This window comes from Amycolatopsis sp. NPDC047767, assembly GCF_040704195.1.
GTDB lineage: Bacteria > Actinomycetota > Actinomycetes > Mycobacteriales > Pseudonocardiaceae > Amycolatopsis.
In genome coordinates, this window is the sequence record NZ_JBEYSJ010000004.1 from 1 (window position 1) to 22,016 (window position 22,016).

A 22,016-nucleotide genomic window follows, 5' to 3' on the forward strand; every position below is an offset into this window, starting at 1 on the left:
GCCGGGGTGACCTCGGTGACGACCTTGCCGGGCCAGAGGCCGGAGGCCTCGACGTCGGCGATGGTGTCCTCGGCGACCTTCTTCTGCTCGTCGTTCGTGAAGTAGATCGCGGAGCGGTAGCTCATCCCGATGTCGTTGCCCTGCCGGTTCTTCGTCGTGGGGTCGTGGACCTGGAAGAAGAACTCGAGCAGGTTCCGGAAATCGGTCTGCGCCGGGTCGTAGAGGACCTCGATGGCCTCGGCGTGGGTGCCGTGGTTGCGGTAGGTCGCGTTGGGGGTGTCGCCGCCGCTGTAGCCGACGCGCGTGGACACGACGCCGCTCTGGTGGCGGAACAGCTCCTCCATACCCCAGAAACATCCGCCGGCGAGGATCGCCTTTTCAGTGGTCACGTCGTCTCCCTACTTGTCGGTGTTGTCGGTGAAGAGGGCACGGAAGTCTCCATACCCTTCTTTCTCCAGGTCGTCGAGGTGGATGAACTTCAACGACGCGGAGTTGATGCAGTAGCGCAGACCGCCCTGGTCGACCGGGCCGTCGTCGAAGACGTGGCCGAGGTGGCTGTCACCGTGCAGCGAACGGACCTCGGCCCGGATCATGCCGTGGCTGAAGTCGTTGCGCTCGACGACGTTCGTCTTCTCGATCGGCTTGGTGAAGCTCGGCCAGCCGGAGTGGCTGTCGTACTTGTCGACCGACGCGAACAGCGGCTCGCCGGACACGACGTCGACGTAGATGCCGGGCTCGTGGTTGTCCCAGTATTCGTTCGCGAACGCCCGCTCGGTCCCGTCCTGCTGGGTCACGCGGTACTGCTCCGGGGTCAGCCGGGACACGGCTTCCGGGTTCTTGTTGTACTGGGTCTGCTGGGACACAGCTCTCCCTTCGCGGCCTCTCGGCTCGAGCTGGGGAACCAGGTGAAACGCACCTGGACGTGCAGTTATATAGACACCGTACGGGCTCCTTCTATTCCCTCGGACGGCCGCTTGCGCCGTCGTCCGACTTCTGTAAGAAATCGGTCCCCACCAGTAGATCGAGCAGGGTCCGCAGCGCCCGTCCGGGGGCCTTTTCACCGTGGCTCACGACCGAGAGGGGCCACGTGAGCCCGGCGTCTTCCAGCGGCACCACGGCGGTGCCGGGCGCGGTCAGCGGCATGAGGTCGGGGATCACGGCGACGCCCAGCCCGGCGGCGACGTACAGGGGCATCACGCGGAGGTCGGCGACCTCCACCGGGACCCGGCGGGGGACGCCGAGCGACTCGCAGGCCTGGTCGATCGCGATGCGGTTGCCGAAGCCGCGCGGCGCGTCCACGAATCGCTCGCCGGCCAGGTCCCGCAAGGAGATCGACGCCCGGCCGGCGAGCCGGTGCGCGGCCGGGAGCACGGCGAAGTAGGGGACCGTGACGATCGTGCGCACGGTCAGGCCCGGCAGTGCGCTTTCGGGCAGGCCGAGCAGCGCGACGTCGAGCCGGCCGTGGCGCACGTCCTCGGCCAGGCCGGTCGAGCCCGTCACCGACACCGTCAGATGCAGGTCGACCAGCGGGTGCCGGTCGTGGAACGCGCCGAGCACCGCCGGCAGGTCGAGCGCGCCGACGCTCGTGAGCGTGCCCACCCGCAGGCTGCCCCGCAGGCCCGCCGAGGCCTCCTGAACCACCTCGCGGGCGCGCTCCACGGCGTCGAGCGCGGCCTTCGCCTCCGGCAGGAACAACTCACCCGAAGCCGACAGCGCGACCTTGCGCGTGGAGCGGTCGAACAACGTCGTGCCCAGCTCGGTCTCCAGCGTGCGGATCGTGGCGGACACCGTGGACTGGACGGCGAACAACCGCTGCGCCGCGCGCGTGAAGCTGAGCTCCTCGGCCACGGCCACGAAGTACTCGAGCTGGCGGGTTTCCACGCCGCGAATTATCGCATCTGGCGATAACTGTCGCCAAGACTTTTCGTTGGACTAAATGAGTCGCCGAGCGGATGGTTGAAGGCACAACGATCTTCCGGGGAAGGCAGCCATGCTCCACACCGTTTCGCCCGTCCCAGCCCACACAGCCCGAACAGTCCGAACAGCCCGCCCGAGGCTCACCCACGACTGGGGCTTCCGCGTGATCGCCCTCGCGTTCGCCGCGTCGCTCGCGTTCTCCACCGTGCCGACGCCGCTGTACGCGATCTACCAGCGCCAGGACGGGTTCCCGACGTTCGTGGTCACCCTCGTCTTCGCCGCCTACGCCGTGGGCGTGATGGCGAGCCTCTACCTCGCCGGCCACGTGAGCGACTGGCTCGGCCGGCGCCGTGTGATCGTCGTCGCGACCCTCGCCGAGGCGCTGGCGGCCGCGTTGTTCCTGTCGTCAGGCGAGGTGCCGGTGCTGCTGGTGGCCCGGCTGGTCAGCGGAGCCGGCATCGGCGCGCTCACGGCCACGGCCACCGCGCACCTGTCGGAGCTGCGCGCCATCGCGCGGCCCGGCGAGCACGCCGGGCGCGCGGGGCTGATCGCGAGCGTGGTGAACCTCGGTGGGCTCGGCCTCGGCCCGCTCGTCGGCGGGTTCTTCGCGAAGTACGCGACCAGCCCGCTCACCACGCCGTTCGCCGTGTTCCTGGTGGTGCTGGTCGCGGCCGCGGTCGCCGTGGCGCTGGTGCCCGAGACCGTCGAGCCGTGGGACGAGCCGCCCGCCTACCGGCCGCAGCGGCTTTCGCTGCCGGCCGACGCGAAGCCGACGTTCTTCGGCGCGGCCATCGCCGTGTTCGCGTCCTTCGCGATCACGGGTCTGTTCGCGGCGCTGGCCCCGACGCTGCTCGCCCAAGGTCTGCACCAGAGCGGCCATCTGCTCGCCGGGATCGCGGCGGCTTCGCTGCTGGTCGCCGCGGCGCTCGGGCAGATCGTCTTCGCGTGGCTCACCGTCGCGTGGCAGCTGCGGCTCGGCTTCGCGTTGATGGCCGTGGGACTCGTGGTGCTGCCGGTCGCGGCGCTGCTGCCTTCGCTGTGGCTGTTCTTCGCCGGCAGCCTCCTCGCCGGCACGGGCATGGGGCTCGGCTTCCGCGCGTCGGTGACCACTGTGGCCACGCTGGCCGGCCCGCGCTCGCGTGGCCAGGTGCTGGCGGCGCTGTTCCTCGCGGCCTACGCGGGCCTCGTCGTGCCGGTGCTCGCCGTCGGGCTGGCGCTGGTGTGGGTGTCGAGCCCGATGGCACTGCTGGGGTTCTCCGTGGCCGAGCTCCTGCTGCTCGCCTGGTCGGCGAACCGCATCCTGCGGCCCGCTAGCCGGCCGGTTCGAGCTGCCAGCTGAGCGTCACCGTGGTGCCGTCCGGGCGTTGCACGCACTCGCTTTCGTGCGCGAGCCCCTGCATCAGCGGCAGGCCGCGGCCGCGCAGGCCGTTGGTCGGGCGGGGCGGGAGCCAGCGGCCGTAGTCGGTGACGACCACGGTGACCCGACCGTCCACACAGGTCGCGAGGACGTCGAGGACACCGGTTTCCCGGCCCTCGTAGGCGTGTTCGGCGGAGTTGGCCATGGCCTCGTAGCTCGCCATCACCACGTCCTCCTGCTGCGTGGTGCTCATGTCGAGCCCCGCCACCCAGGCGGCGAGGGCGCGGCGCAGCCCGATCAGCGGTTCCGCCGCCGCGGTGACGCGGCGGCGGAACTCCGGTGTGGTGCGGTCTTCGGTCGCTCGCCCGGTCATGCCGCACCCCCGGCCCGGTGGCGCGCGTGGATCACCGCGATGTCGTCGTCGTGGTCGCCGCCGGTGAGGTCCTGGATCAGGCGGTCCCACGCGGTTTCCGCGTCGGAGCCGTCCCGCAGGCCGCCGAGCGCGGCGAGCAGCCCGGCGATGCCGACGGTGAGGTCGCGGGTGCGGCTCTCCACGAGACCGTCGGTGTAGAGCACGAGATCGGTGCCCGGCGGGAAGGCCACCCGCTCCTGCGGGAACTCCGCGCCGACGCCGAGCGGCTGGGCCAGCGCCTCGCCGATCTGCTCGGGAGTCCCGTCGGGGTGGACGAGCACGCCGGGCAGGTGCCCGGCGTTCGCGTACGTCAGCGTGTGGTCCGCAGGCTGGTGCACGGCGTAGAAACAGGTCACGAAACTCGGCTCCGCGAAGCGGCCGGTGAGCTGCGAGACGTTGCGCAGCACTTCCGAGGGCGGCAGCTCCAGCAGCGCGTACGAGCGGATCGCGGTGCGCACCTGGCCCATCACGGTGGCCGCGGTGACGCCGTGGCCGACCACGTCGCCGATCACGAACGCGGTGGCCCCCGAGCCGAGGCGGAGCACGTCGAACCAGTCGCCGCCGACCTTGCTGCCGGTGGCGGCCGGCAGGTACCGCGTGACGAGGTCGAGGCCCGGGATCCGCGGCGCGGCGGGCACCATGCTCCGCGAGAGCTCCGCGGCGAGGGTGCGCTCGCGTTCGTAGAGGCGCGCGTTGTCCAGCGCGATGGCGGCGTAGCCCGCGATGCCTTCGGCGAGGTACTCGTGGCGCTCGGTGAACCGGCCGGTCCCGGGGTGGCCGAAGAAGAACCCGCCGAGCACCTCGCCGCTGGTGGGGCTCACCACCGACACGGCGAGGTAGCTGCGCACGGGCAGGTGGCCTTCGGGCATGCCGTGATACGGCGCGTTGCGGCCGAAGCGCGGGTCGGCCGTGATGTCGGGGCTGCGGACGGTGCCGGTGCCGTCGAAGGTCGGGCCGAACACGGCGGTGTTGCGGGGCATGGGGAAGCGGGAGAACGCTTCGCGTGGCACGCCGGAGAGGGTGTACAGCGTGTAGGACTCGCCGAACTGGTCGACGAGGTTGTAGAAGAACGCGCCGAAGGCCGCGCCGGTCGCACCGGTGGCGGCGTCGGTGGCGTCTTGGACGACGACGTCGAGGTCGAGCTGCGCGGTGAGGCGGCGGCCGATGGAGTGCAGGGCGTCGACGACGCCGGCCTCGGCCCGCAGCCGGCTCACGGTGCCGGTGAGCTCGGCCGTCGCGGCGTCGACCCCGGCCGCGGTCGGCGCGAGACGGGCGCCTTCGGGGGCGTCGGTGTGCAGCAGCACGGTGGCGTCGTCGTCGGCGACGACCACGGCGCCGGTCACGCGCTGGGCGGGCACGAGCTGCGCCACGGTCGCGGCGTCGGGGACCACGATCCGGCCGCGGCCCCGGAAGTCCGCGGCATCGAGCCGGCGGACCCGCACGGCCACGGGCCGGCCCTCGGCGTCGACGAACGCCTTGCGCACGGCCTGTGCCACCGGCCCCAGGCCGTCGGTGGTCGTCATGCGCCCTCCAGCGCGGCGGGCAAGGAGGGGAACAAGGCGAGCTCGTCGGTCAGACGCGTCAGCTCCAGCGGCCGCAGTGTGAGCCGGCTGCTCGCGACCACGCGCACGTCGGCGGGTTCGGCCTGCCGGTGGGCCCACACGAGCACCGCCATCCCCGCCGACGCCAGGAAGTCGACGGCGCTGAGGTCGATCACGAGCACCGGCGCCCCCGTGCGCGCGGCGCGGTCCACGAGCCGGCGCAGCTGGGGAGCGAGTGCGAGGTCGAGGGCGCCGCTCACGGCCAGCACCGTGGCGCCGTCGCTCTCACTCAGCGCGACGGCACCGCCCGTGGTTTCCACCCGGCCCGCGTCGTCGGCGGGGACACCGGACTCAGCCATGCGCCAATACTGCCAAGCCCGCGTCCGTCTCGCCCGGCCATACCCCGTTCGGTGCAGTGCCGGGCGGCCTCGGGGCCGGTGACCAGTTCGGCGACCGAATGATCAGGCGTCGTTCAGCGCCCGCGCGAAGGCGGTGTGCACGCGCAGGTACTGGCGCAACGGAAGGGCTTCTCCGGGGGTGGCGGACGCCAGCCGGCGGGTGGCCCACGTGTTCCACGTGAGGTGCGCTTGCGCGACCGAAAGCCGGGCGGCCGAGGCGACCTCGGCGGGGCTTTCCCCGGCGAGGACGGCTTCGTGCATGAGAACGGGGCTGCTGCGTCGGATCCAGTCCTGCAGCGAAGCCATGGCGGCGAGGCGGTGCAGCTGCGAACCGGCTCCTCGGGTGTCGGAGTCCGGGTCCGGAGCGGTCGTGTGCACACCGGTGAGGTCTGCGGCGGGGGCCTCCGGTGCGGAGGCGGCCGGAGCCGGTGCCGGGCGCGGGAATTCGGGGCGTCCGGCGATTTTCGCGGACGTCTTTTCGGTGATCTCGGGGGTGAGTGAGGTCGTCATGGCGATTCTCCCAGGTCGGGCGGTCAGCCACACCGCGATCGTGGCCGCGCCGGTCGGGACGGGCGGCGTCCCACGGCTACCCTCTCATCCTTCTGGCCAATCCTCGGTTTTGTGAGACTGTGATCTCACTCGTTCGGGGGCGTTTTCCCTTGGGGCGCCTCAACATCCCGGGACACGCGAGCGCCGCCGGGCGGTGCCCGGCGGCGCTCGTTCACCCGCGTGTCAGTCCTTGTTCTTCAGCCCGTCGACGGCGTCCTTGACCTTCTCGCCGGCCTGCTTGAGGGCACCCTTGGCCTGGTCCGCTTTGCCTTCGGCCTGCCACTGTTCGTTTCCGGTGGCATTTCCGAGTGCTTCTTTGGCGCGGCCCTTCAATTCATCGGCCTTGTTCTGCATTTTATCGCTCACGACCGCTCCTTTCGCGCAGGCGGGAGGGTTACCCGTTTTCGGACGGTTCAAACTTCGCGGCTCAGTACCAGTGCGCGCGGCCGCCGACCTTGCGGCCGGTTCCGCCCAGGATGGCCAGGACCGCACCGATGACCAGCAGGACGATGCCGATCGTCCACAGGATCGAGATGCCGGTGATGAAACCGACGACGAGCAGGATGACTCCGAGCACGATCATGGATTCTCCAGCTGTTCTGTAATGGGGACCGATGGATTCGGAGTACCCGCCCGGGCGACGGGGCAAACACTTTCGGGTCCGGTCCGGTGTGGACGTACCAGTGGTCTGATCCGGCGGCCGGATCAGCGGAACCGGTTCCGGGGAGTTCATTCGGTCACCGAAGGAAAGTGCGCACAGGTGGGCGAACCGGCGGTTTTGTACCGCCTTTGCCGGGGCCGACCAGGATGTGAAACCGCTTTGCGGCCGGGTGCGGGCGGCCTAGTTTTCGATCCCGACAGATCGATTTCTCACCGAATGAGGGGAGCCGGTGCGTGGCCTCGGGCGAACTCGCGACGACGGCGCCGGTCGGGCTCGGCTGGCTCGCCGTGCGGATCGGCGAACGCACGGCGCGCGGGATCGCGGGCGCGGTGTCGGGCCTGATCCGCGACGGCGAGGTGCAGCCCGGCACGAGGCTGCCGACCGTGCGCGCGCTCGCGGCCGAGCTGTCGGTGAGCCCCACGACGATCGCGGAGGCGTGGGCGCAGCTGCGCGCGGCCGGGCTGATCGGCACGGGCCGCCGGCGCGGCACGACGGTGCTGGCGCCGCCCGCCGGGCTTCCGCCCGCGCGGATGTTCCCGGGCTGGCAGTCGGTGGACCTGGAGCACGGCTCACCCGATCCCGCGCTGCTGCCGCCACTGGAGGACGCCGTGGCCGCCGGGGTGCGGTCGGAGCGGCCGGCGGTGAAGGAACCGATCAGCGCCCGGCTGCGGGCGGCGGTGAAGCCGGAGTGGCCGTTCGCGGCGGAGGCGTGGACGGTCGCCGCCGGTGGTCAGGAAGGCGTTTCGCTGGCGTGCCGGGCGGTGGCCCGCCCCGGCGACGTCGTCGCGGTCGAGGAACCGACGGCGCCCTGGCTGCTGCGGCACCTGCGGGCGGCGCGCATCCACGTGGTTCCGGTGCGCTGCGACGAAACCGGCCCGCGAGCCGACGCGCTGGAGGCCGCGCTGGCGCACCGGCCCGTCGCCTTCGTCTACCAGCCGCGCGCGCAGAATCCGCTGGGCCACACGGTGGCCGCCGCCCGCGTCGCGGAGCTCGCCGCCGTGCTCGCGCACACCGACACGGCCGTGATCGAGGCCGACGACTTCGGCCCGCTCGCCGCTTCGGCGGGGGCGAGCCTGGGCACGCACCTGCCCGGGCAGGTGCTGCTGGTGCGGTCCTACTGCACCGCGTTCGGCACGGAACTGCGCAGCTGCGTGCTCGGCGGCTCGGCCGCGCTCGTGGAGCGGGTGCGCGCGCAGCGGGCGTTCGGCACGGCGTGGTCCAGCCGGGTGCTGCAGGACGCGCAGGCGTTCCTGCTCACCGACCCCGGCACGGACGCGCTGGTCCACCGCGCGCGCCGGCGCTACGCGGCGCGGCGGACGGTGCTCGCCGAGGCGCTGCGCGACCACGGCCTCGACGTGGCCGCGGGCGACGGGCTCACGCTCTGGGTGCCGGTGCCCGACGAGACCCGCACGCTGGTCACGCTGGCCGCGCACGGCGTCTCCGTCGGCGCGGGCAGCCGGTCTTTCACGGGCCGTTCCGGCGCGCCGCACATCCGCGTCGCCGTGGGCCAGCTCCCCGACGACCCGGCGCCGGTCGCCGACCTGGCGGGCATGATCGCGCGGGCGGCCGGCGTCCGGTCCCGCCGCAGCGCCTGACCCGTCAGACGGCCTCGAAGTGCTCCACCCGCGGTGGCGCCGCGAGGTAGGGCATGAGCAGCGCGCCGTATGCGGCGTAGCGGTCGGTGCCGCGGAAGTTCTCCAGGTGGTGCTTCTTCGACTCCCACTCGACGACACCGACGAAGCGGTCCGGGCTCTCTTCACTGCGCATCATGCGAGCGCGCCGACAGCCGGGCGTGCTCGCGAGCAGCTCGCGGGCTTTCGCATACGCGGCGGCGAATTCGTCCCCGGCGCCCGGTTTCACGTCGATGATCGCGATTTCGGTGATCACCCTTGCCGTTCTACTCCGGACTCGCGGGTGCCGGTACTGCCGGCTCGCCGATCGACCGGAGGGACTAGTACCTCCGCCGCTTCCGGCGCACCGGGCGGGTGGGCAGGGTGGCGCGCATGATCCGTCCCCACCTGTCCCGGCGGGCCCGCCGCTGGACGATCTCGCTCGCCGTCGTCCTCGTGCTGCTGCTCGGCGGCGGGTACGCGCTGCTGCGGGTGGCCGACGCCCGCACGTTCCAGTTCTTCGGCGGCCTCACCGACCGGGTCGAGACGTCGCAGAAGGTCGTGGCGCTGACCTTCGACGACGGGCCCGACTCGGCCGGCGTCGCGCCGGTGCTCGCGACGCTGGCCTCGCGCGGGGTGAAGGCGACGTTCTTCCTCATCGGCCGCGAGCTGGCGGCACACCCCGAGCTGGGCCGCGAGCTCGCCGCGGCCGGGCACGAACTCGGTAACCACACGTACTCGCACGAGCGGATGGTGCTGGTGACGCCCGGCTACGTCGCCGCGGAGATCGAACGCACCGACGCGCTCATCCGCCGGACCGGCTACCGGGGCGAGATCACCGTGCGCCCGCCCAACGGCAAGAAGCTGCTCGCGCTCCCGTACTACCTCCACGAGCACGGCCGGCAGACGATCATGTGGGACGTCGAGCCGAACTCCTACCCCGACGTCGACGCTTCGGCCGCCGCGACCGCCGAGTACGTGGTGACCCACGTGCGCCCGGGGTCGATCGTGGTGCTGCACGCGATGTACCCGGCCCGCGAGGCGACGCGGGAGGCGCTCGGCCCCGCGATCGACGGGCTGCGGGCGCGCGGCTACCGGTTCGTCACGGTGTCGCAGCTGCTGGCGTTGCGGGGCAAGGGATGACGGCCACCACGGACCAGCCGCCGGCCACGGGTCCGGCGGTGAGCGAGCCGCCGCGCTCGGCCAGCTGCGCGCGCAGGCTGGTGAGGCCGTAGCCGGCGCCGGCGGTTTCCCCGACCGGTGGGGTCCGGACCTTCGATGCGACGGTGATCCGGGCCTGCCCGCCGGTCACGGCGACGTCGACGCCCAGGCGCGTGCCCGGGCCGTGGTGGCGCAGGGCGTTGGTGGCGGCTTCGGCGATCACGCGCCCGGCGAGCGGACGGACGGGGCCGGGGAGGGCCGCCGCGTCCGGCACGGTGTCGAGGACCAGACCGGCGGAACGCAGCTGGTCGAGCACATCGGCCAGCGCGGGTTCGGCGGCGGGTTCCTCGTCACCGTGGAGTTCGCGCAGCGTCGCGCGGACCTGGCCCAGTGCGTCGCGGCCGGCCGACAGCATCGCGTCGACGCGCCGGCGGTCGGCGTCGGTCAGGTCGCCGACCGCGCGCAGGGCCTCGGCCTGCACGAGCATCACGGTAGTGGTGCGCGCGAGCGTGTCGTGCAGCCGCCGTGCGGTGCGGTCGCGGCGTTCGGTGGCGAGGTGTTCCAGCCGGTGCCGGGTGCGTTGCGCGGCGAACTCCGCGCGTTCGGCGACGTGGCGTTGGCGTTCCACACCGAGCAGCCAGGCGACGACGCAGATGGCGGCGGTGAGCAGCGCGCCGTCCACGAAACCCTTGGCGGGCACCATCGCCGCGCCGAGGGCGGCCGTCGTGGCGCCGCAGAGCCAGAACCGGACGAGCGGGCGCGGCGACATCGGCGCGGTGTAGAGGGCGAGCAGGACCGGGAGGTAGTCGAGGTTGCGCGGCGCGCTGGTCACGAGGTGGGCGACGGTCGTCGCGGCGACCACGGCGAGCACCCAGCCGGGGAACCGCCGGCGAAAGGGCAACGGCAGCAGCTGCGCGACGACGAGCAGCGGGCCGGCGCCGCCGTGGCCCGGCTGCCACGTGCCGCCCAGCGCGAGCAGGAGGGCGACCAGGAGCGTGGTGGCCAGGTCGGCGAGGAGCCGTCGATCGGCGAGTCGGCGCACGGACCGAGGGTAGACTGCGCCGGTGATCGGGATCCGCGTCGTCGACGACCACGCGCTGGTCCGCGAAGGTCTCGCCCTCATCCTCGCCGCGCAGCCGGACCTCACCGTGACCGGCGTGCACGCCGACGGTGCCGAGCTGCTCGCCGTGCCGGGCGACCTGGGTGACGTGGTGCTGCTGGACCTGAACCTGCCGGGCCTCGACGGCCTCGAGGTGCTGCGCCGGCTGCGGGCGCGCACGTCCCGCCCGCGCGTGGTGATGCTGACGACGATCGGGCGGGCGCGCGACATCCGGCGCGCCCTGGCCGAGGGCGCGGACGGGTTCGTGCTCAAGGACTCCACGGGCGAGGAGCTGGCTGCCGCCGTCCGCGCCGCGCACGCCGGGGTGACCGCAGTCAGCCCGGCCGTCGCCGCGGAGCTCGGGGCCCCGGCCGAGCCGTTCACCCCGCGCGAACGCGACGTGCTGGCGTTGCTCGGCCGCGGACTGTCCAATCGGGACATCGCCGCCGGGCTCGGCCTGGCGGAACGCACGGTCAAGGTCCACGTGGGCAACCTCCTCGCGAAGCTGCAGGTGGGCAGCCGCACGCAGGCGGCGCTGGCGGCGGAGCGGGTGCTGGGCTGAGGGGCGCGTTCGCCCTCCGCGAGACCGGTGGTCGCGCCGTGGCGGGCGGGCCAGGGTGAGGGGCATGAGACTTCTCGTGCTGGGTGGGACGGTGTTCGTCGGGCGGGCGGTGGCGGCGGAGGCACTGAGGCGGGGCCACGAGGTCGTGTGCGCGGCCCGCGGCGAGTCGGGGACGGTGCCCGACGGCGCGCGCCTGATCAAGGTGGACCGGGACGATCCGGACGGATTGGCCGCGCTGCCCGCGTTCGACGCCGTGGTGGACGTGGCGCCGATGTCGTTCCCGTGGGTGGAGCGCGCACTGGCGGCGCTCGCGGACCGCGTGGCGCACTGGACGTTCGTCTCGACGATCAACGTCTACGCCGACGAGGCCACACCCGGCCAGACCCCGGCGACCGGCCCGCTGGTGGAGCCGCTGGCGCGCCACGCCACCCGCGCCGACCTGGCCGCGGAAGGCGGCACCGGGCTGTACGGCGGAATCAAGGTGGCCAGCGAGAACGCCGTGCGCGCCGCCCTGGGGGAGCGCGCGTTCGTCGTGCGGCCCGGCCTGATCACCGGCCCCGGCGACGGCAGCGACCGCTTCGGCTACTGGCCCGGCCGCTTCGCCCGCGGCGGCCGCGTGCTCGTGCCCGCCTCCGACCGGCTCGCCCAGTACCTCGACGTGCGCGATCTCGCGGCCTGGATCGTCACGGCGTCCGAGACGGGGTTGACCGGCACCTTCGACGCGATCGGCCCCGCCGTCGGCCTGGGCAAGCTGCTCGCCGACATCGCCGCGGCCGTCGGCACGGACGTCGACTTCGTGCCCGCCACGGACACCCAGCTGGAAACCGCCGGCGTCGCCCCGTGGTCCGGTCCACGCTCCCTGCCCCTCTGGCTCCCGCCCACCTACGCCGGCCTCGCCTCCCACGACCCGGCCCCATCACTCGCGGCGGGCCTCGACGTCCGCCCCCTCTCCGACGCCGTCACGGGCGCACTGGAGCGTGAACGCGAGCTGGGTTTGGACCGCGAGCGCCGCGCGGGCCTGTCGGCGGCGGAGGAGGCGGAGGTACTGGCGGGGTTGTGATCCGGTGCGCGCCGGGGGAGCGGGCGCAGTAGCCAGGTTGGTAAGGGCCGTGCGGCCGCGCCGGTTGTCAGCCGGCGCGGTGGCGGGTCAGCTCGCGGCGAGCCATTTCGCCGTGCCCGGACGGCCGGGGATCCAGCAGCCGCCCGAGGTGCCGGGGGTGGTGTCGTCCGGGAGGGCGAGGAGGCCGGCCAGCACGTGGGCGGCGGGGCCGCTTGTGCGCCACAGCCAGGTGCTGGGCGTGAAAACGTTTTCTTCGTCCGCGGGCATGCGGATGGCGGTGGCGTCGTCCTCGGCGTCGAGGCGGAAGACGTCCACGACGTCGCCGTGGACGCGGACGCCGACGACCGCGAGGACTTCGCCGGTGGCGTCGCTGGGGTGCACGAACTGGTAGCCGCGGGCGATGAGGGCGCGCAGGCCGGACTCGACGTCGCAGGGTGAATGGTCCATCGTCCCCGCCTTCCGTTGCCAGCTCGGGAATCCGCACGTGCATCCGCACGCTGGCGCGGACGTTAGCACGACCTCCCCCAGGGTAGGACAGACACACTTCTCTTTTCGATCCCGTCTGCGCGCTTCTATAGAAGATGGGGCACCGCGCGAAAGGGTCGTTCGTACCACGGCTTCGTGGCCGACCGGGCAATGGCGACACGGGCATGACGAATCTCCCTCGCCATGTCAAGTGACGTTCACGAGGCGGACGCCACCACGGCCGGGTGGTGATCCTGTTGGCCACGTGGCAACCGGCGCTAGCATCGGCTACCCCGCGAAGCACGGGGGACGGACCGCCGAGCCGAGCGGTCACGGTGCCGGTGTCCGCGCACCTCTGGGGTCGGTGATGGGACTGTTCGCGATGGTGGTCGCCGGCCTGCCGCTGGCAGGCGGGCCGCTCGCGGCGGCGCTGCTCGTACTGCGCCGCCGCCCCGCCCTGCGCCCCGCACCCGCCGCCCGCACGCCGCTGCGGCTCGCCGAGGAGCTGCGCGCCGTCGCCGAGGTCCTGCCCCGCGTGCGGCCCGCGCCGATCGCCCCACCGAAACGAACCGAACCCGCCCTTCCGGCCGCCTCGTGCCGGCCCTGCCTCGCGGCCGCCGTGCCCCGCCCCCGGCGCCCACCGGCCCCGGCCGAACCCGCGGCGCAGACCTGCGCCGCCTGCGCCCACTGACCCGGCGCTCCGACCCGAGCCGGCGTGCCTCAGCGAACACGGAACCGCGCACCGGCTCACCATCACCGCGACCCCGCCCACCTCGCCACAGTGGTTCCGCTCAACGCAACCGAACGCCACATTGGGTGCGTTGAGCGCACCGAATGCCACATTGGGGCGCTTTGGCCCCACCCGACGGTCGCCCGCCGAATCAACTCGCCGCCCACCCGAGCTGGGCGCCGCACCTCCTCGACCGCAGGCCGCCGAACCAACTTGCCACCCACCCGAGCCGCGCGCCGCACCTCGCCAACTGCCGGCTGACAAGCCCCGCACCCAGACCCACCCCGGCACCCCGATCCGAAGCCTCCCTGCGGCCGTCGGACTTCGTTCGAGCTTGCGGGGCGCGCTCCGAGCCCGCCGGCAGCACAAGAGCGGCGAGAAGTCTTTACCAGAAACGATCACCGGGTGTGCGGGATCGCGAGAGCGCACATCCCCCTATCCGCGTCCCAGACCTGGGTCCGACCGGGGACGGTTCGAGTTCGCGACCTGTCCGCGCGCGCGATGAAAGCCGCCGTCTGGATGGACCTGTGCTATCTGGACGGCCGGCTGTGTTCTGGCTGGTCCGGCCCGAGAGTCGCCGTCGCTTCAAGGCTTTCTTGAATGAGAAGCACACGAAGTGAGCCCTTGTTGAGCTGCCGCCATCGGTGCTTGACATGGCCGCCGTAGAAGAGGCTCTCGCCGGCACCCAGCTTGAAGATGCCGTGGCCCTCGACCTCCATCTCGCACCGCCCTGTGGCGACGTAGATCATCTCGCGGGCGGCATGTGTGTAGTACTCCTCGAACTCGCTGGGCCCTGAGCGGTACTCGACCGGCAGGAAGGGCCAGGCTCCGCGGACGAGGAAGCGGGCCATACCAGTGCTGTGCTCGACCTCCAGGGCGGAGCGTCGTTGGACTCCGCCGAAGTCTTCCGCGCTGCCCAACGCGACCAGCGCGTGTGCCGTAGTGCCGAGCACGTCCGCGATCAGCGTCAGCGTGCGCATGCTCGGGCGCGACAGGCCCCGCTCGATCTTGCTCAGAAACGGATGCGACAGCCCGGTGGCTCCCTCGACATCCTTCAGGGTCAGCCCGAGCGACTGCCGACGCTCCCGGATCCCGGCGCCCAGGGCGCCGAGCATCCGGTCACTGCGTCCCTGATCCATCTGCTCCTGCTCTCCGCCATGCGAATCCGTCGTCCTGATCATATCGGCGGACGCTCACCGGCTCGCCCTCGCCCGTGCAACCAATGTTCCCCACGGGAACAGTTCACCCATGCGAAACACGAGCATGCGAAGCCGGTAATAACTACTGGCCATTGTTCCTCGCAGGAACATTCCGCCCCCGGGCCAGGATCCCCGCGACAGCGTGCGCTGCGCGCAACTCCGCCGGCCCCCAGTTCACCCGGACAGGAGCTTCCAGACATGAAGCTGCTTGACGTTCCCGTCATCGACATGAACCCGTTCCTCACCGGCGATGCCGAGGCGCGCGCCAAGGTCGCGAAGAAGGTCGACCGCGCGTGCCGTGACATCGGCTTCCTCGTGATCAACGGGCACGGCGTCGACCCGGCGCTCATCGAGCGCACCAGGGAGATCTCACGTCAGTTCTTCGACCTCCCCGCGGAGCGGAAGCTGAGCGTGGCCAAGCCGCAGCCCGGCGTCCTGCGCGGCTACCTGGGCGTGGCGGGTGAGTCCATCGGCCGCTCTCGTGACCTCAACGCCAAAGCCGGCGATCTGAACGAAAGCATGCAGATCGGGCCGATCGACGTCCCGCCGGACGACTACGCGTTCGCGCCGGCAGCGGGCCGGCACTTCGCCCCCAACCTCTGGCCTGACGAACCGGTGGAGTTCCAGAAGATCTGGACCGAGTACTACGAGGCGATGTCGGAGCTCGCGAACGAGCTGATGCGGGCCTTCGCGCTGGCGCTGGGCGAGGAAGAGTCGTACTTCGAGGACAAGCTCGACCGCCACATCAGCAGGCTCCGCGTCCGCAACTACCCCGCGACCGACAACCCGGCGGAGCCCGGCCAGATCCGGGCCGGCGCCCACACCGACTGGGGCAGCCTGACCATCCTGGCCACCGAGGACGCCCCCGGCGGGCTCCAGGTCCGCAACGCCGAAGGGGAGTGGCGCGATGTCCCCATTCTCCCGGGCTGCTTCATCGTCAACATCGGCGACCTCATGGCCCGTTGGACCAACGACGAGTGGGTGTCCACCCTCCACCGCGTCGTCAACCCCCCGGCTGAGCAGGCGTCGACGAGCCGGCGGCAGTCGCTGATCTTCTTCCACAACCCCAACTACGACGCGGTGATCGAGTGCATCCCCAGCTGCCTGCCGGAGGGTGCGGCGCCCAAGTACCCGACCACGACGTCCGGCGAGCACCTCCTGGAGATGTTCGTTCGCTCCCAGAACGACAACTGAGCACCAGACATCCGAGCCAGATATCCGGCCGGCCGGCCAGAAAGTGAGTGAGCACGATGACGCTTCTTGACGTTCCCCTGATCGATCTCAGCGGATTCCGCGACGGAGACGAGACCACCCGCCGGCGCATCGCCGACGAGGTCGGGCGGGCCTGCCGGGACATCGGTTTCCTGGTCATCAAGGGGCACGGCGTGGCCCCGGAGAAGATCAAGACCGCCTACGACACGAGCCTGGAGTTCTTCTCCCAGGACGTGTCCGCCAAGGCCGCGGCCGGCCGGCCCGACCCCTCGCACATCCGCGGCTACATCGGGCTCGGTGTGGAGTCGCTGGCGCAGCTCGACAACATGGCCGCTCCGCCGGACATCAAGGAGCTCTTCGACGTCGGGCCGTCCGATGTGCCTGCCGACGCTTACCACGAGGCCGGTGGTGCTGCGTTCGCGCCGAACGTGTGGCCGGAGACGCCGAACGTGATGAAGCCGGTCCTGACCGACATGTTCGACACCATGACGGGTACGGCTCAGCTGCTCAGCCAGGTCTTCGCGATGGCGCTGGACCTCGAGCCCGACTACTTCCTCCCGAAGATCGACAAGCACACCAGCATCATGCGCGTCAACTACTACCCCGCTCAGGAGGAGCCGCCACTGGCGGGACAGATGCGGGTGGGCCAGCACACCGACTACACCGCGTTCACGGTCCTGTGGCAGGAAGCGGTCGACTCCGGAGGCCTGCAGGTGCTCAACAAGGCCGGTGAGTGGGTTGATGTCCCGGTCATCCCGGACTCGTTGGTGGTCAACATCGGCGACTCCCTCGCGCGGTGGACCAACGACACCTGGGTCTCCACCATGCACCGCGTCGTCAACCCCGAGCGCACAGTCGTTCCCACCAACAGGCGCATCTCGATCGTCATGTTCTTCCAGCCCAACTACGACGCGGTCATCGAGTGCATCCCCACCTGCCAGGGCCCGGACCGGCCGCCGAAGTACGCCCCGATCAAGAACGGCGAGTACCTCGCCGCCAAGTTCGCGCAGCAGCAGATCGACGAGGAGGAGGTCGCGTGACCACCACCACGAGCGCCGGCGTCCTGAACTGGGTCAACGTCTTCGCCAAGAACCTTGAGGACCTGCCCAGGTTCTACGCCGAGCTGTTCGGCCTGAGTGAGGTCGAGCAGATGCGCAACAACGTCTTCCGCGGCTTCTCCACCGGCGCGAGCGGCCTGGGGTTCCTCTCCCCGGAGGGTTACGACCTGCTTCACCTGGAACCCCTGCGCGAGACCCAAGGCGCGGGCTTCCTGCTCAACTTCGAGACCGGCTCTCACGACGAGGTCCACACCCTGATCGACTCAGCCGTCGCCGCGGGCGCCACCCTGGTCAAGGAGCCCTACGAAACCTCCTACGGCTGGTACCAGGCCGTGCTGACCGATCCGGAAGGCAACGTGTTCCGGATCAACCACATCTTCGGGAGCGTGGCGTGACCGGTCGCATGACCGGTGCGGTCGCCATCGTCACCGGGACCGCGCACCCCAACGGCATCGGCGCGGCCACGGCCCGCCGGCTCGCCGAGGAGGGTGCCAAGGTGCTGATGACCGACCTGCTCGGTGAGGTCGGGAAGCAGACCGCGGCCGAACTCACCGGCCGCGGCCTCGAAGTCAGCTTCGTGATCCACGACGTCACCTCCGAGGCCGAGTGGCAGCAGACTCTGCAGACGTGCCGGTCGACCTACGGCGAGCCGACCGTGCTCTTCAACAACGCGGGCGTCTTCAACGGCGCGCCGATCACGGAGGAGGACCTGCCGGGCTGGAGCCGCACCATCGCCGCGAACCTGACCAGTGTGTTCCTCGGGATGCGCACCGTCATCCCGGCGATGATCGCCAACGGCGGTGGCTCGATCGTCAACACTTCCTCGATCTGGGGGCTCGTCGGTGCCGAAGGTGGCGCGGCCTACCACGCCAGCAAGGGCGGCGTCACGGTGTTGACCAAGCACGCGGCGATGGCACACGTCCGCGACGCCATCCGCGTCAACTCGGTGCACCCCGGCGGAATCGACACCGTGATCATGGAACAGTCCGGAAAGGACAACGCGGACCAGGTGGCGGCCCGTACGCCGATGGGCCGACTGGGCAAGCCCGAAGAGATCGCCGAGGCGGTCGTCTTCCTGTCATCCCCGGGAGCCTCTTACGTCACAGGCACCGCGTTCGCCGTCGACGGCGGATACACCGCCCTGTGAACCACCGACAGGGCTTGGCGCCGACCGCGCCGACGATCGGCGCAAGCCCGACACACCTCCCCGAACACAAAGGTGCGGCTCAACGAGGAGCCGGCGCGCACCTCTGAGCGCCATCCGCACCGTCGTGGCGCGACTCCTCAGCGAGCGAAAGGTCTCTCAGCCATGCCCACAATCACTCCACCGAAAAGCCGACCGGCGACTCGACCCCGTTCCCGCCTGATCGCTGCGGCGATCATCGGATCGCTGGCCGCGGTCAGCCTCGCGGCCTGCGGGTCGTCAAGCTCTGCCGGCTCTTCGGACTCCGGTGCGAGCGGTGGCTCCTCGAGTGGTGCGGTGGCCTTCTTCACCGATGGCCTCGGCAACTCCTACCTCCAGTCGGCGACGAACGCCGCCAAGGCACTGGCGGCGAAGGACGGCGTGAAGATGGACGTCTTCAGCGCCGACTTCGACTCCGGCAAACAACTCACTCAGATCCAGGACGCCGTCTCAAGCGGCAAGTACAAGGCCTTGGTCGTCGAGGCCATCGACGGACAGTCGGTGTGCAGAGCGCTGACCGACGCCGCCCAGCATCTGATCGTCTCCATCTACAACACGCCGATCTGCGGCCACGTGCAGGATCTGTACTCGCCCGGCACCATCGGATTCTTCGGCCGCCTGGAGTCCGAGACCGGCCGGCTCTTCGCCGGGTATATGCACAAGGCGCTCCCGAACGGCGGCAAGGTCGCCTATCTCCCGGGGCCGGCCGGCAGTTCGATCGTCCAGCTGACCACCCAGAACTTCCTCGACGAGCTCAAGAAGTATCCCGGCCTCGACCTGGTCGCCACCGTCCCGGGCAATTGGGACGGGGCCACCGGCCTCGCGGCCACCCAGGACATCGTGCAGGCCCATCCCGACGTCAACGGGATCGTCTTCGGCGACGACAACACCGCCACACCCTCGATGAAGTGGCTCATCGACACCGGAAAGCTGGGGAACATCAAGGTCGTCTCGCTCGCCGGAGCCGCCAACGTGGTCGACATGGTGAAGGCGGGACAGGTCTACGCCGACGTCGCCGGCCTGCCCGTGGAGGAAGCCACCCGGGCACTGCAAGCCGCCATCCAGACCATGCAAGGCGAGAAGATCACCGTCCCCGGCTTCGACCCCACGACGAAGGTCTACAACGTTCTCAAGGACCCGATGTTCCACGGCGGAGACCCGGTCATCACCAAGGCCAACGCCGCCGGCTTCACGTCGACCTGGAGCGTGGGATGAGCATCGCCCGTCCCGATCTGGGTGCCGTCCCGGGCGTGGCGCACGCCCGGGACGGGAGCGAACGCGCTCCGGGGTCCGGGGTGCTGGCTGCGGTGGGCCTGCACAAGGCCTACCCGGGAATCAAGGCTGTCGACGGCGTGACGCTCACACTGCGCGCCGGGACGGTGCACGGTCTTGTCGGCGCCAACGGCGCGGGGAAGTCGACGCTGCTCAAGATGCTCACCGGCGTGGTCAAACCCGACGCAGGCTCGCTCATCCTCGACGAACACCAGGTGCACCTGCACGGTCCTCGCCACGCCAGGAAGCTCGGCATCGCCGCCGTGCACCAAGAGCCCAGCCTCGTCCCCGGTCTGGACCCGGTGGCCAACGTCTTTCTGGGCCGGCAGATGCACGTCCTGGGCATCCGCAGACGGCGCAGGATGGTGTCGGCCTTCACCCAGCTGTGCACCGAGCTGGGGCTGGACGTGCCCACCACCGGCGCCAGCTTGGGGATGCCGGTCGCCGTGCAGCAGCAGATCGAGATCATCCGCGCGCTCCGGCACGAGTCCCGCGTGCTGGTCCTCGACGAGCCCACCGCCGCGCTCGGCGCCCGGGAACGCCTCAAACTCCACGCCATCATCAAGCTGCTTCGCTCCCGGGGCACCGCGGTCCTGCTCATCAGCCACCACCTCGAGGAGGTGCTCGAGCTCGGCGACGAGATCACCGTCCTGCGGGCCGGCGCGGTCGTGGCCCACGGCGAGGCAGCAACCTTCACCGTGGACTCGTTGACCACCGCCATGGTGGGTCGCTCGGTCAACGCGGTGACTCGCAACCGTCCGCGCCTCCCGGACAGCGAGAAAGCCGCTCCCGCGTTGGAGGTGCGCAACATCGTGACACCCGGACGGCTGCGCATCGACCACCTCTGCATCCGCCCCGGCGAGGTCGTGGGCCTGGTCGGGCTGGTGGGATCCGGACGCACCCGTCTGTTGCGAACCATCGCAGGACTGGAGCCTGTGCTCGGCGGGGAGATGCACGTGGACGGGCGTGGCACGGCCTGGCCCCGCACTCCACGCCAGGCACTCACCCGAGGAATCGCTCTCGCACCCGAAGACCGGCGCACCCAGGGCCTGATCCTGCGTCAACTGTCCTGGACCAACATGACTGTCAGCACCATCGCACGGCCCGCACGGTGCGGCCTCGTCAGGCGCAAGCACGCCTTCGCTGCGGCGGCCGACCGCGGTGCCGCGGTCAGCCTCCCCGCTCATCGTCTGAAAGCAGCGGCCGGCACCCTGTCCGGCGGGAACCAGCAGAAGGTCGTTCTCGCCAGGCTCCTCCACGCCCGCCCGCGGGTCCTGCTCGTCGATGAGCCCATGCGGGGCATCGACGTCGGCGCCAAAGACGAGATCTTCCGTGTCGTCGAAGGCGCCGTCGCCCAGGGCACGGCGGTCCTGATCGCTTCGGAGGAGACCGATGACCTCCTCGGTTTCTGCGATCGCGTCCTGGTCATGCGACACGGCCGGATTGTCGCGACCGCCGCCGGAACCCAGGGCCGCGACCAGGTGTACGCAGCCATGCTGCTCGAACCCACCCCCATCGCCGTAACGGAGGGAGCCTCGTGACCTATCTGAACACCATCCGCTTGGCCGGCCGCCGCTATGGCATCGTCCTCGCCCTCGTTGTGATGGTCGTGATCGCCGGCGGGCAAAGCAGCTTCCTGACCGCCGGCAATCTGGTCAACATCAGCGACCAATGGACGCCCATAGCCGTCATGGCGCTCGGCATGACTTTCTGCCTCATCAGCGGCGGCTTCGACCTCTCGGTCGGCGCCACCTACGCGCTCGCGGCGACGGTGAGCTCCGCGCTCGCCCTCCACAACCCGCCACTCCTCGCCATCATCATCACCCTCGCGATCGCCGGGGTCGTCGGGCTGGCCAACGGCCTCATGGTCACCAAACTCGCCATCAACCCGCTGATCGCCACCCTCGGCAGCTCGCAGATCGTCGGTGGCGCAGCCCTGCTCTACTCCGGCGGAGCGACGTACTCCGTCCACGCCGGGCTCATCGCCGACCTCGGCTCCGGCCGCATCGGCGGCGTGTTCCCCGTCAGCGCCCTCGTCCTGGCCGGCTTCACCCTTGTGGCAACGATCGTTCTCACCTTCAGCACCTACGGCCAAGACCTCTACGCCGCCGGAGGCAACAACACCGCCAGCTACATCTCCGGGATCCGGACCGACCTCACCCGCACGCTGACCTACGTCATCACCGCCGTGACCGCAGGAGTGGCCGGCATTCTCTACGTCGGCCGGGTCGGCTCGGGACAGGCCAACATCGGCACCGGCATCGAGCTGCAGGTCATCGCCGCCGCACTGATCGGCGGCGTCTCCCTCATCGGCGGACAGGGCCGAGTCTGGCAAGCCCTCACCGGCGTGGCGATCCTGGCCGTGCTCCAGAACTTCTTCAACCAGGCAAGCATCAACGCCTACTGGCAATCCATCGTCCAGGGCTGCGTCATCGTCGCCGCGGTCGGCTTCGACGCTTTCAGCCGCGGCGAGTCCCTCACCGGTCTGAGGCACCGATTCGCCCGCATCCGCCACAGCCACCGCGCGGAGTCGCTTCCCGCCGCCGAGACATCCTGAGGACGCTGCGAAC

The 22,016-nt window shown here is 71.0% G+C and carries 26 protein-coding genes; 13 read left to right on the top strand and 13 right to left on the bottom strand.

Annotated features, from left to right (window positions below; genetic code table 11):
- From msrA to AB0878_RS08765, 3 genes are all read right to left on the bottom strand, one after another.
- Window positions 1–344 (bottom strand): peptide-methionine (S)-S-oxide reductase MsrA (gene msrA, locus AB0878_RS08755; protein ID WP_366578704.1); only part of this gene is annotated, 344 nt, incomplete at its 3' end.
- A gap of 54 nt (window positions 345–398) precedes the next feature.
- Entirely contained in the window at window positions 399–863 is a 465-nt protein-coding gene (msrB, locus tag AB0878_RS08760) for a peptide-methionine (R)-S-oxide reductase MsrB (RefSeq protein ID WP_366577930.1), read from the bottom strand.
- Window positions 864–954: 91 nt separating this feature from the next.
- The gene (locus tag AB0878_RS08765) at window positions 955–1,881 is read right to left on the bottom strand and encodes a LysR family transcriptional regulator (RefSeq protein WP_366577932.1); all 927 of its coding nucleotides are present in this window, start codon (window positions 1,879–1,881) and stop codon (window positions 955–957) included.
- Between the two features lie 199 nt (window positions 1,882–2,080).
- Between AB0878_RS08765 and AB0878_RS08770 the strand changes: the two genes are divergently transcribed.
- Window positions 2,081–3,256 (top strand): MFS transporter, encoded by a 1,176-nt coding sequence (locus AB0878_RS08770; protein WP_366577934.1) that lies wholly within the window; start codon window positions 2,081–2,083, stop codon window positions 3,254–3,256.
- On the opposite strand, the gene AB0878_RS08775 is transcribed toward AB0878_RS08770, so the two are convergent.
- The 6 genes from AB0878_RS08775 to AB0878_RS08800 all read right to left on the bottom strand — a co-directional run bounded on the left by AB0878_RS08775 (window position 3,228) and on the right by AB0878_RS08800 (window position 6,757).
- Window positions 3,228–3,647, bottom strand: a complete 420-nt coding sequence (locus tag AB0878_RS08775) for an ATP-binding protein (RefSeq protein WP_366577936.1) — start codon at window positions 3,645–3,647, stop codon at window positions 3,228–3,230. The genes AB0878_RS08770 and AB0878_RS08775 overlap by 29 nt on opposite strands.
- Window positions 3,644–5,209, bottom strand: coding sequence for a GAF domain-containing SpoIIE family protein phosphatase (locus AB0878_RS08780; RefSeq protein WP_366577938.1), 1,566 nt, complete (start codon window positions 5,207–5,209; stop codon window positions 3,644–3,646). Before AB0878_RS08780 ends, AB0878_RS08775 begins: the two co-directional genes overlap by 4 nt.
- On the bottom strand, window positions 5,206–5,586 hold the full coding sequence (locus AB0878_RS08785; protein ID WP_366577940.1) for an STAS domain-containing protein: 381 nt from the start codon (window positions 5,584–5,586) through the stop codon (window positions 5,206–5,208). The genes AB0878_RS08780 and AB0878_RS08785 overlap by 4 nt, the downstream gene beginning before the upstream one ends.
- Before the next feature lie 102 nt (window positions 5,587–5,688).
- A complete protein-coding gene (locus AB0878_RS08790) occupies window positions 5,689–6,135 on the bottom strand; it encodes a hypothetical protein (protein ID WP_366577942.1) in 447 nt (148 codons plus the stop codon).
- A 222-nt stretch (window positions 6,136–6,357) separates the two neighbouring features.
- A complete protein-coding gene (locus AB0878_RS08795) occupies window positions 6,358–6,540 on the bottom strand; it encodes a CsbD family protein (RefSeq protein WP_360595731.1) in 183 nt (60 codons plus the stop codon).
- Window positions 6,541–6,601: 61 nt separating this feature from the next.
- Window positions 6,602–6,757: a hypothetical protein gene (locus AB0878_RS08800; protein WP_326834498.1), complete on the bottom strand. Its 156-nt coding sequence runs from the start codon at window positions 6,755–6,757 to the stop codon at window positions 6,602–6,604.
- 311 nt (window positions 6,758–7,068) lie between these two features.
- Between AB0878_RS08800 and AB0878_RS08805 the strand changes: the two genes are divergently transcribed.
- Window positions 7,069–8,430, top strand: coding sequence for a PLP-dependent aminotransferase family protein (locus AB0878_RS08805; RefSeq protein WP_366577944.1), 1,362 nt, complete (start codon window positions 7,069–7,071; stop codon window positions 8,428–8,430).
- Window positions 8,431–8,434: 4 nt separating this feature from the next.
- Here AB0878_RS08805 and AB0878_RS08810 read toward each other — a convergent pair whose 3' ends face one another.
- Entirely contained in the window at window positions 8,435–8,722 is a 288-nt protein-coding gene (locus AB0878_RS08810) for an antibiotic biosynthesis monooxygenase family protein (protein ID WP_366577946.1), read from the bottom strand.
- Between the two features lie 116 nt (window positions 8,723–8,838).
- Here AB0878_RS08810 and AB0878_RS08815 point away from each other — a divergent pair, with 116 nt between their 5' ends.
- On the top strand, window positions 8,839–9,588 hold the full coding sequence (locus AB0878_RS08815; protein ID WP_366577947.1) for a polysaccharide deacetylase family protein: 750 nt from the start codon (window positions 8,839–8,841) through the stop codon (window positions 9,586–9,588).
- Here AB0878_RS08815 and AB0878_RS08820 read toward each other — a convergent pair.
- Window positions 9,548–10,648 (bottom strand): histidine kinase, encoded by a 1,101-nt coding sequence (locus tag AB0878_RS08820; RefSeq protein ID WP_366577948.1) that lies wholly within the window; start codon window positions 10,646–10,648, stop codon window positions 9,548–9,550. The genes AB0878_RS08815 and AB0878_RS08820 overlap by 41 nt on opposite strands.
- A 22-nt stretch (window positions 10,649–10,670) precedes the next feature.
- Here AB0878_RS08820 and AB0878_RS08825 point away from each other — a divergent pair, with 22 nt between their 5' ends.
- Together AB0878_RS08825 and AB0878_RS08830 are read left to right on the top strand one after the other, a co-directional pair.
- Window positions 10,671–11,267 (top strand): response regulator transcription factor, encoded by a 597-nt coding sequence (locus tag AB0878_RS08825; protein WP_366577950.1) that lies wholly within the window; start codon window positions 10,671–10,673, stop codon window positions 11,265–11,267.
- Window positions 11,268–11,331: 64 nt separating this feature from the next.
- Window positions 11,332–12,327, top strand: coding sequence for an NAD-dependent epimerase/dehydratase family protein (locus AB0878_RS08830; RefSeq protein ID WP_366577952.1), 996 nt, complete (start codon window positions 11,332–11,334; stop codon window positions 12,325–12,327).
- Between the two features lie 87 nt (window positions 12,328–12,414).
- On the opposite strand, the gene AB0878_RS08835 is transcribed toward AB0878_RS08830, so the two are convergent.
- A complete protein-coding gene (locus tag AB0878_RS08835) occupies window positions 12,415–12,774 on the bottom strand; it encodes a hypothetical protein (RefSeq protein ID WP_366577953.1) in 360 nt (119 codons plus the stop codon).
- Window positions 12,775–13,159: 385 nt separating this feature from the next.
- Between AB0878_RS08835 and AB0878_RS08840 the strand changes: the two genes are divergently transcribed.
- A complete protein-coding gene (locus AB0878_RS08840) occupies window positions 13,160–13,483 on the top strand; it encodes a hypothetical protein (protein ID WP_366577955.1) in 324 nt (107 codons plus the stop codon).
- 569 nt (window positions 13,484–14,052) lie between these two features.
- Here AB0878_RS08840 and AB0878_RS08845 read toward each other — a convergent pair.
- Window positions 14,053–14,703, bottom strand: a complete 651-nt coding sequence (locus AB0878_RS08845; RefSeq protein WP_366577957.1) for an XRE family transcriptional regulator — start codon at window positions 14,701–14,703, stop codon at window positions 14,053–14,055.
- Window positions 14,704–14,919: 216 nt separating this feature from the next.
- Here AB0878_RS08845 and AB0878_RS08850 point away from each other — a divergent pair, with 216 nt between their 5' ends.
- The 7 genes from AB0878_RS08850 (at window position 14,920) to AB0878_RS08880 (ending at window position 22,003) form a co-directional block, all read left to right on the top strand.
- Window positions 14,920–15,915 carry a 2-oxoglutarate and iron-dependent oxygenase domain-containing protein gene (locus tag AB0878_RS08850; protein ID WP_366577959.1) on the top strand — a complete coding sequence of 332 codons (996 nt, stop codon included), beginning with the start codon at window positions 14,920–14,922 and terminating at the stop codon, window positions 15,913–15,915.
- 56 nt (window positions 15,916–15,971) lie between these two features.
- On the top strand, window positions 15,972–16,973 hold the full coding sequence (locus AB0878_RS08855) for a 2-oxoglutarate and iron-dependent oxygenase domain-containing protein (RefSeq protein WP_366577961.1): 1,002 nt from the start codon (window positions 15,972–15,974) through the stop codon (window positions 16,971–16,973).
- Window positions 16,970–17,386 carry a VOC family protein gene (locus AB0878_RS08860; RefSeq protein WP_366577963.1) on the top strand — a complete coding sequence of 139 codons (417 nt, stop codon included), beginning with the start codon at window positions 16,970–16,972 and terminating at the stop codon, window positions 17,384–17,386. The genes AB0878_RS08855 and AB0878_RS08860 overlap by 4 nt, the downstream gene beginning before the upstream one ends.
- Window positions 17,383–18,138: an SDR family oxidoreductase gene (locus AB0878_RS08865; protein WP_366577965.1), complete on the top strand. Its 756-nt coding sequence runs from the start codon at window positions 17,383–17,385 to the stop codon at window positions 18,136–18,138. Before AB0878_RS08860 ends, AB0878_RS08865 begins: the two co-directional genes overlap by 4 nt.
- Window positions 18,139–18,210: 72 nt before the next feature.
- Complete coding sequence (locus AB0878_RS08870; RefSeq protein WP_366577967.1) at window positions 18,211–19,389, top strand: sugar ABC transporter substrate-binding protein; 1,179 nt, start codon at window positions 18,211–18,213, stop codon at window positions 19,387–19,389.
- Window positions 19,386–20,987 (top strand): sugar ABC transporter ATP-binding protein, encoded by a 1,602-nt coding sequence (locus tag AB0878_RS08875; RefSeq protein ID WP_366577968.1) that lies wholly within the window; start codon window positions 19,386–19,388, stop codon window positions 20,985–20,987. Before AB0878_RS08870 ends, AB0878_RS08875 begins: the two co-directional genes overlap by 4 nt.
- A gap of 20 nt (window positions 20,988–21,007) precedes the next feature.
- The gene (locus AB0878_RS08880; RefSeq protein ID WP_366577969.1) at window positions 21,008–22,003 is read left to right on the top strand and encodes an ABC transporter permease; all 996 of its coding nucleotides are present in this window, start codon (window positions 21,008–21,010) and stop codon (window positions 22,001–22,003) included.
- The last annotated feature ends 13 nt before the right edge of the window (window positions 22,004–22,016 follow it).

Bases quoted from the DNA above. Each gene is read 5' to 3' on its own strand.
- AB0878_RS08775 (WP_366577936.1), bottom strand. From the start codon at position 3,647: ATGACCGGGCGAGCGACCGAAGACCGCACCACACCGGAGTTCCGCCGC.
- AB0878_RS08840 (WP_366577955.1), top strand. From the start codon at position 13,160: ATGGGACTGTTCGCGATGGTGGTCGCCGGCCTGCCGCTGGCAGGCGGG.
- AB0878_RS08800 (WP_326834498.1), bottom strand. From the start codon at position 6,757: ATGATCGTGCTCGGAGTCATCCTGCTCGTCGTCGGTTTCATCACCGGC.
- AB0878_RS08780 (WP_366577938.1), bottom strand. From the start codon at position 5,209: ATGACGACCACCGACGGCCTGGGGCCGGTGGCACAGGCCGTGCGCAAG.
- AB0878_RS08850 (WP_366577959.1), top strand. From the start codon at position 14,920: ATGAAGCTGCTTGACGTTCCCGTCATCGACATGAACCCGTTCCTCACC.
- AB0878_RS08855 (WP_366577961.1), top strand. From the start codon at position 15,972: ATGACGCTTCTTGACGTTCCCCTGATCGATCTCAGCGGATTCCGCGAC.
- AB0878_RS08790 (WP_366577942.1), bottom strand. From the start codon at position 6,135: ATGACGACCTCACTCACCCCCGAGATCACCGAAAAGACGTCCGCGAAA.
- AB0878_RS08835 (WP_366577953.1), bottom strand. From the start codon at position 12,774: ATGGACCATTCACCCTGCGACGTCGAGTCCGGCCTGCGCGCCCTCATC.
- AB0878_RS08830 (WP_366577952.1), top strand. From the start codon at position 11,332: ATGAGACTTCTCGTGCTGGGTGGGACGGTGTTCGTCGGGCGGGCGGTG.
- AB0878_RS08785 (WP_366577940.1), bottom strand. From the start codon at position 5,586: ATGGCTGAGTCCGGTGTCCCCGCCGACGACGCGGGCCGGGTGGAAACC.
- AB0878_RS08845 (WP_366577957.1), bottom strand. From the start codon at position 14,703: ATGATCAGGACGACGGATTCGCATGGCGGAGAGCAGGAGCAGATGGAT.
- AB0878_RS08875 (WP_366577968.1), top strand. From the start codon at position 19,386: ATGAGCATCGCCCGTCCCGATCTGGGTGCCGTCCCGGGCGTGGCGCAC.
- AB0878_RS08815 (WP_366577947.1), top strand. From the start codon at position 8,839: ATGATCCGTCCCCACCTGTCCCGGCGGGCCCGCCGCTGGACGATCTCG.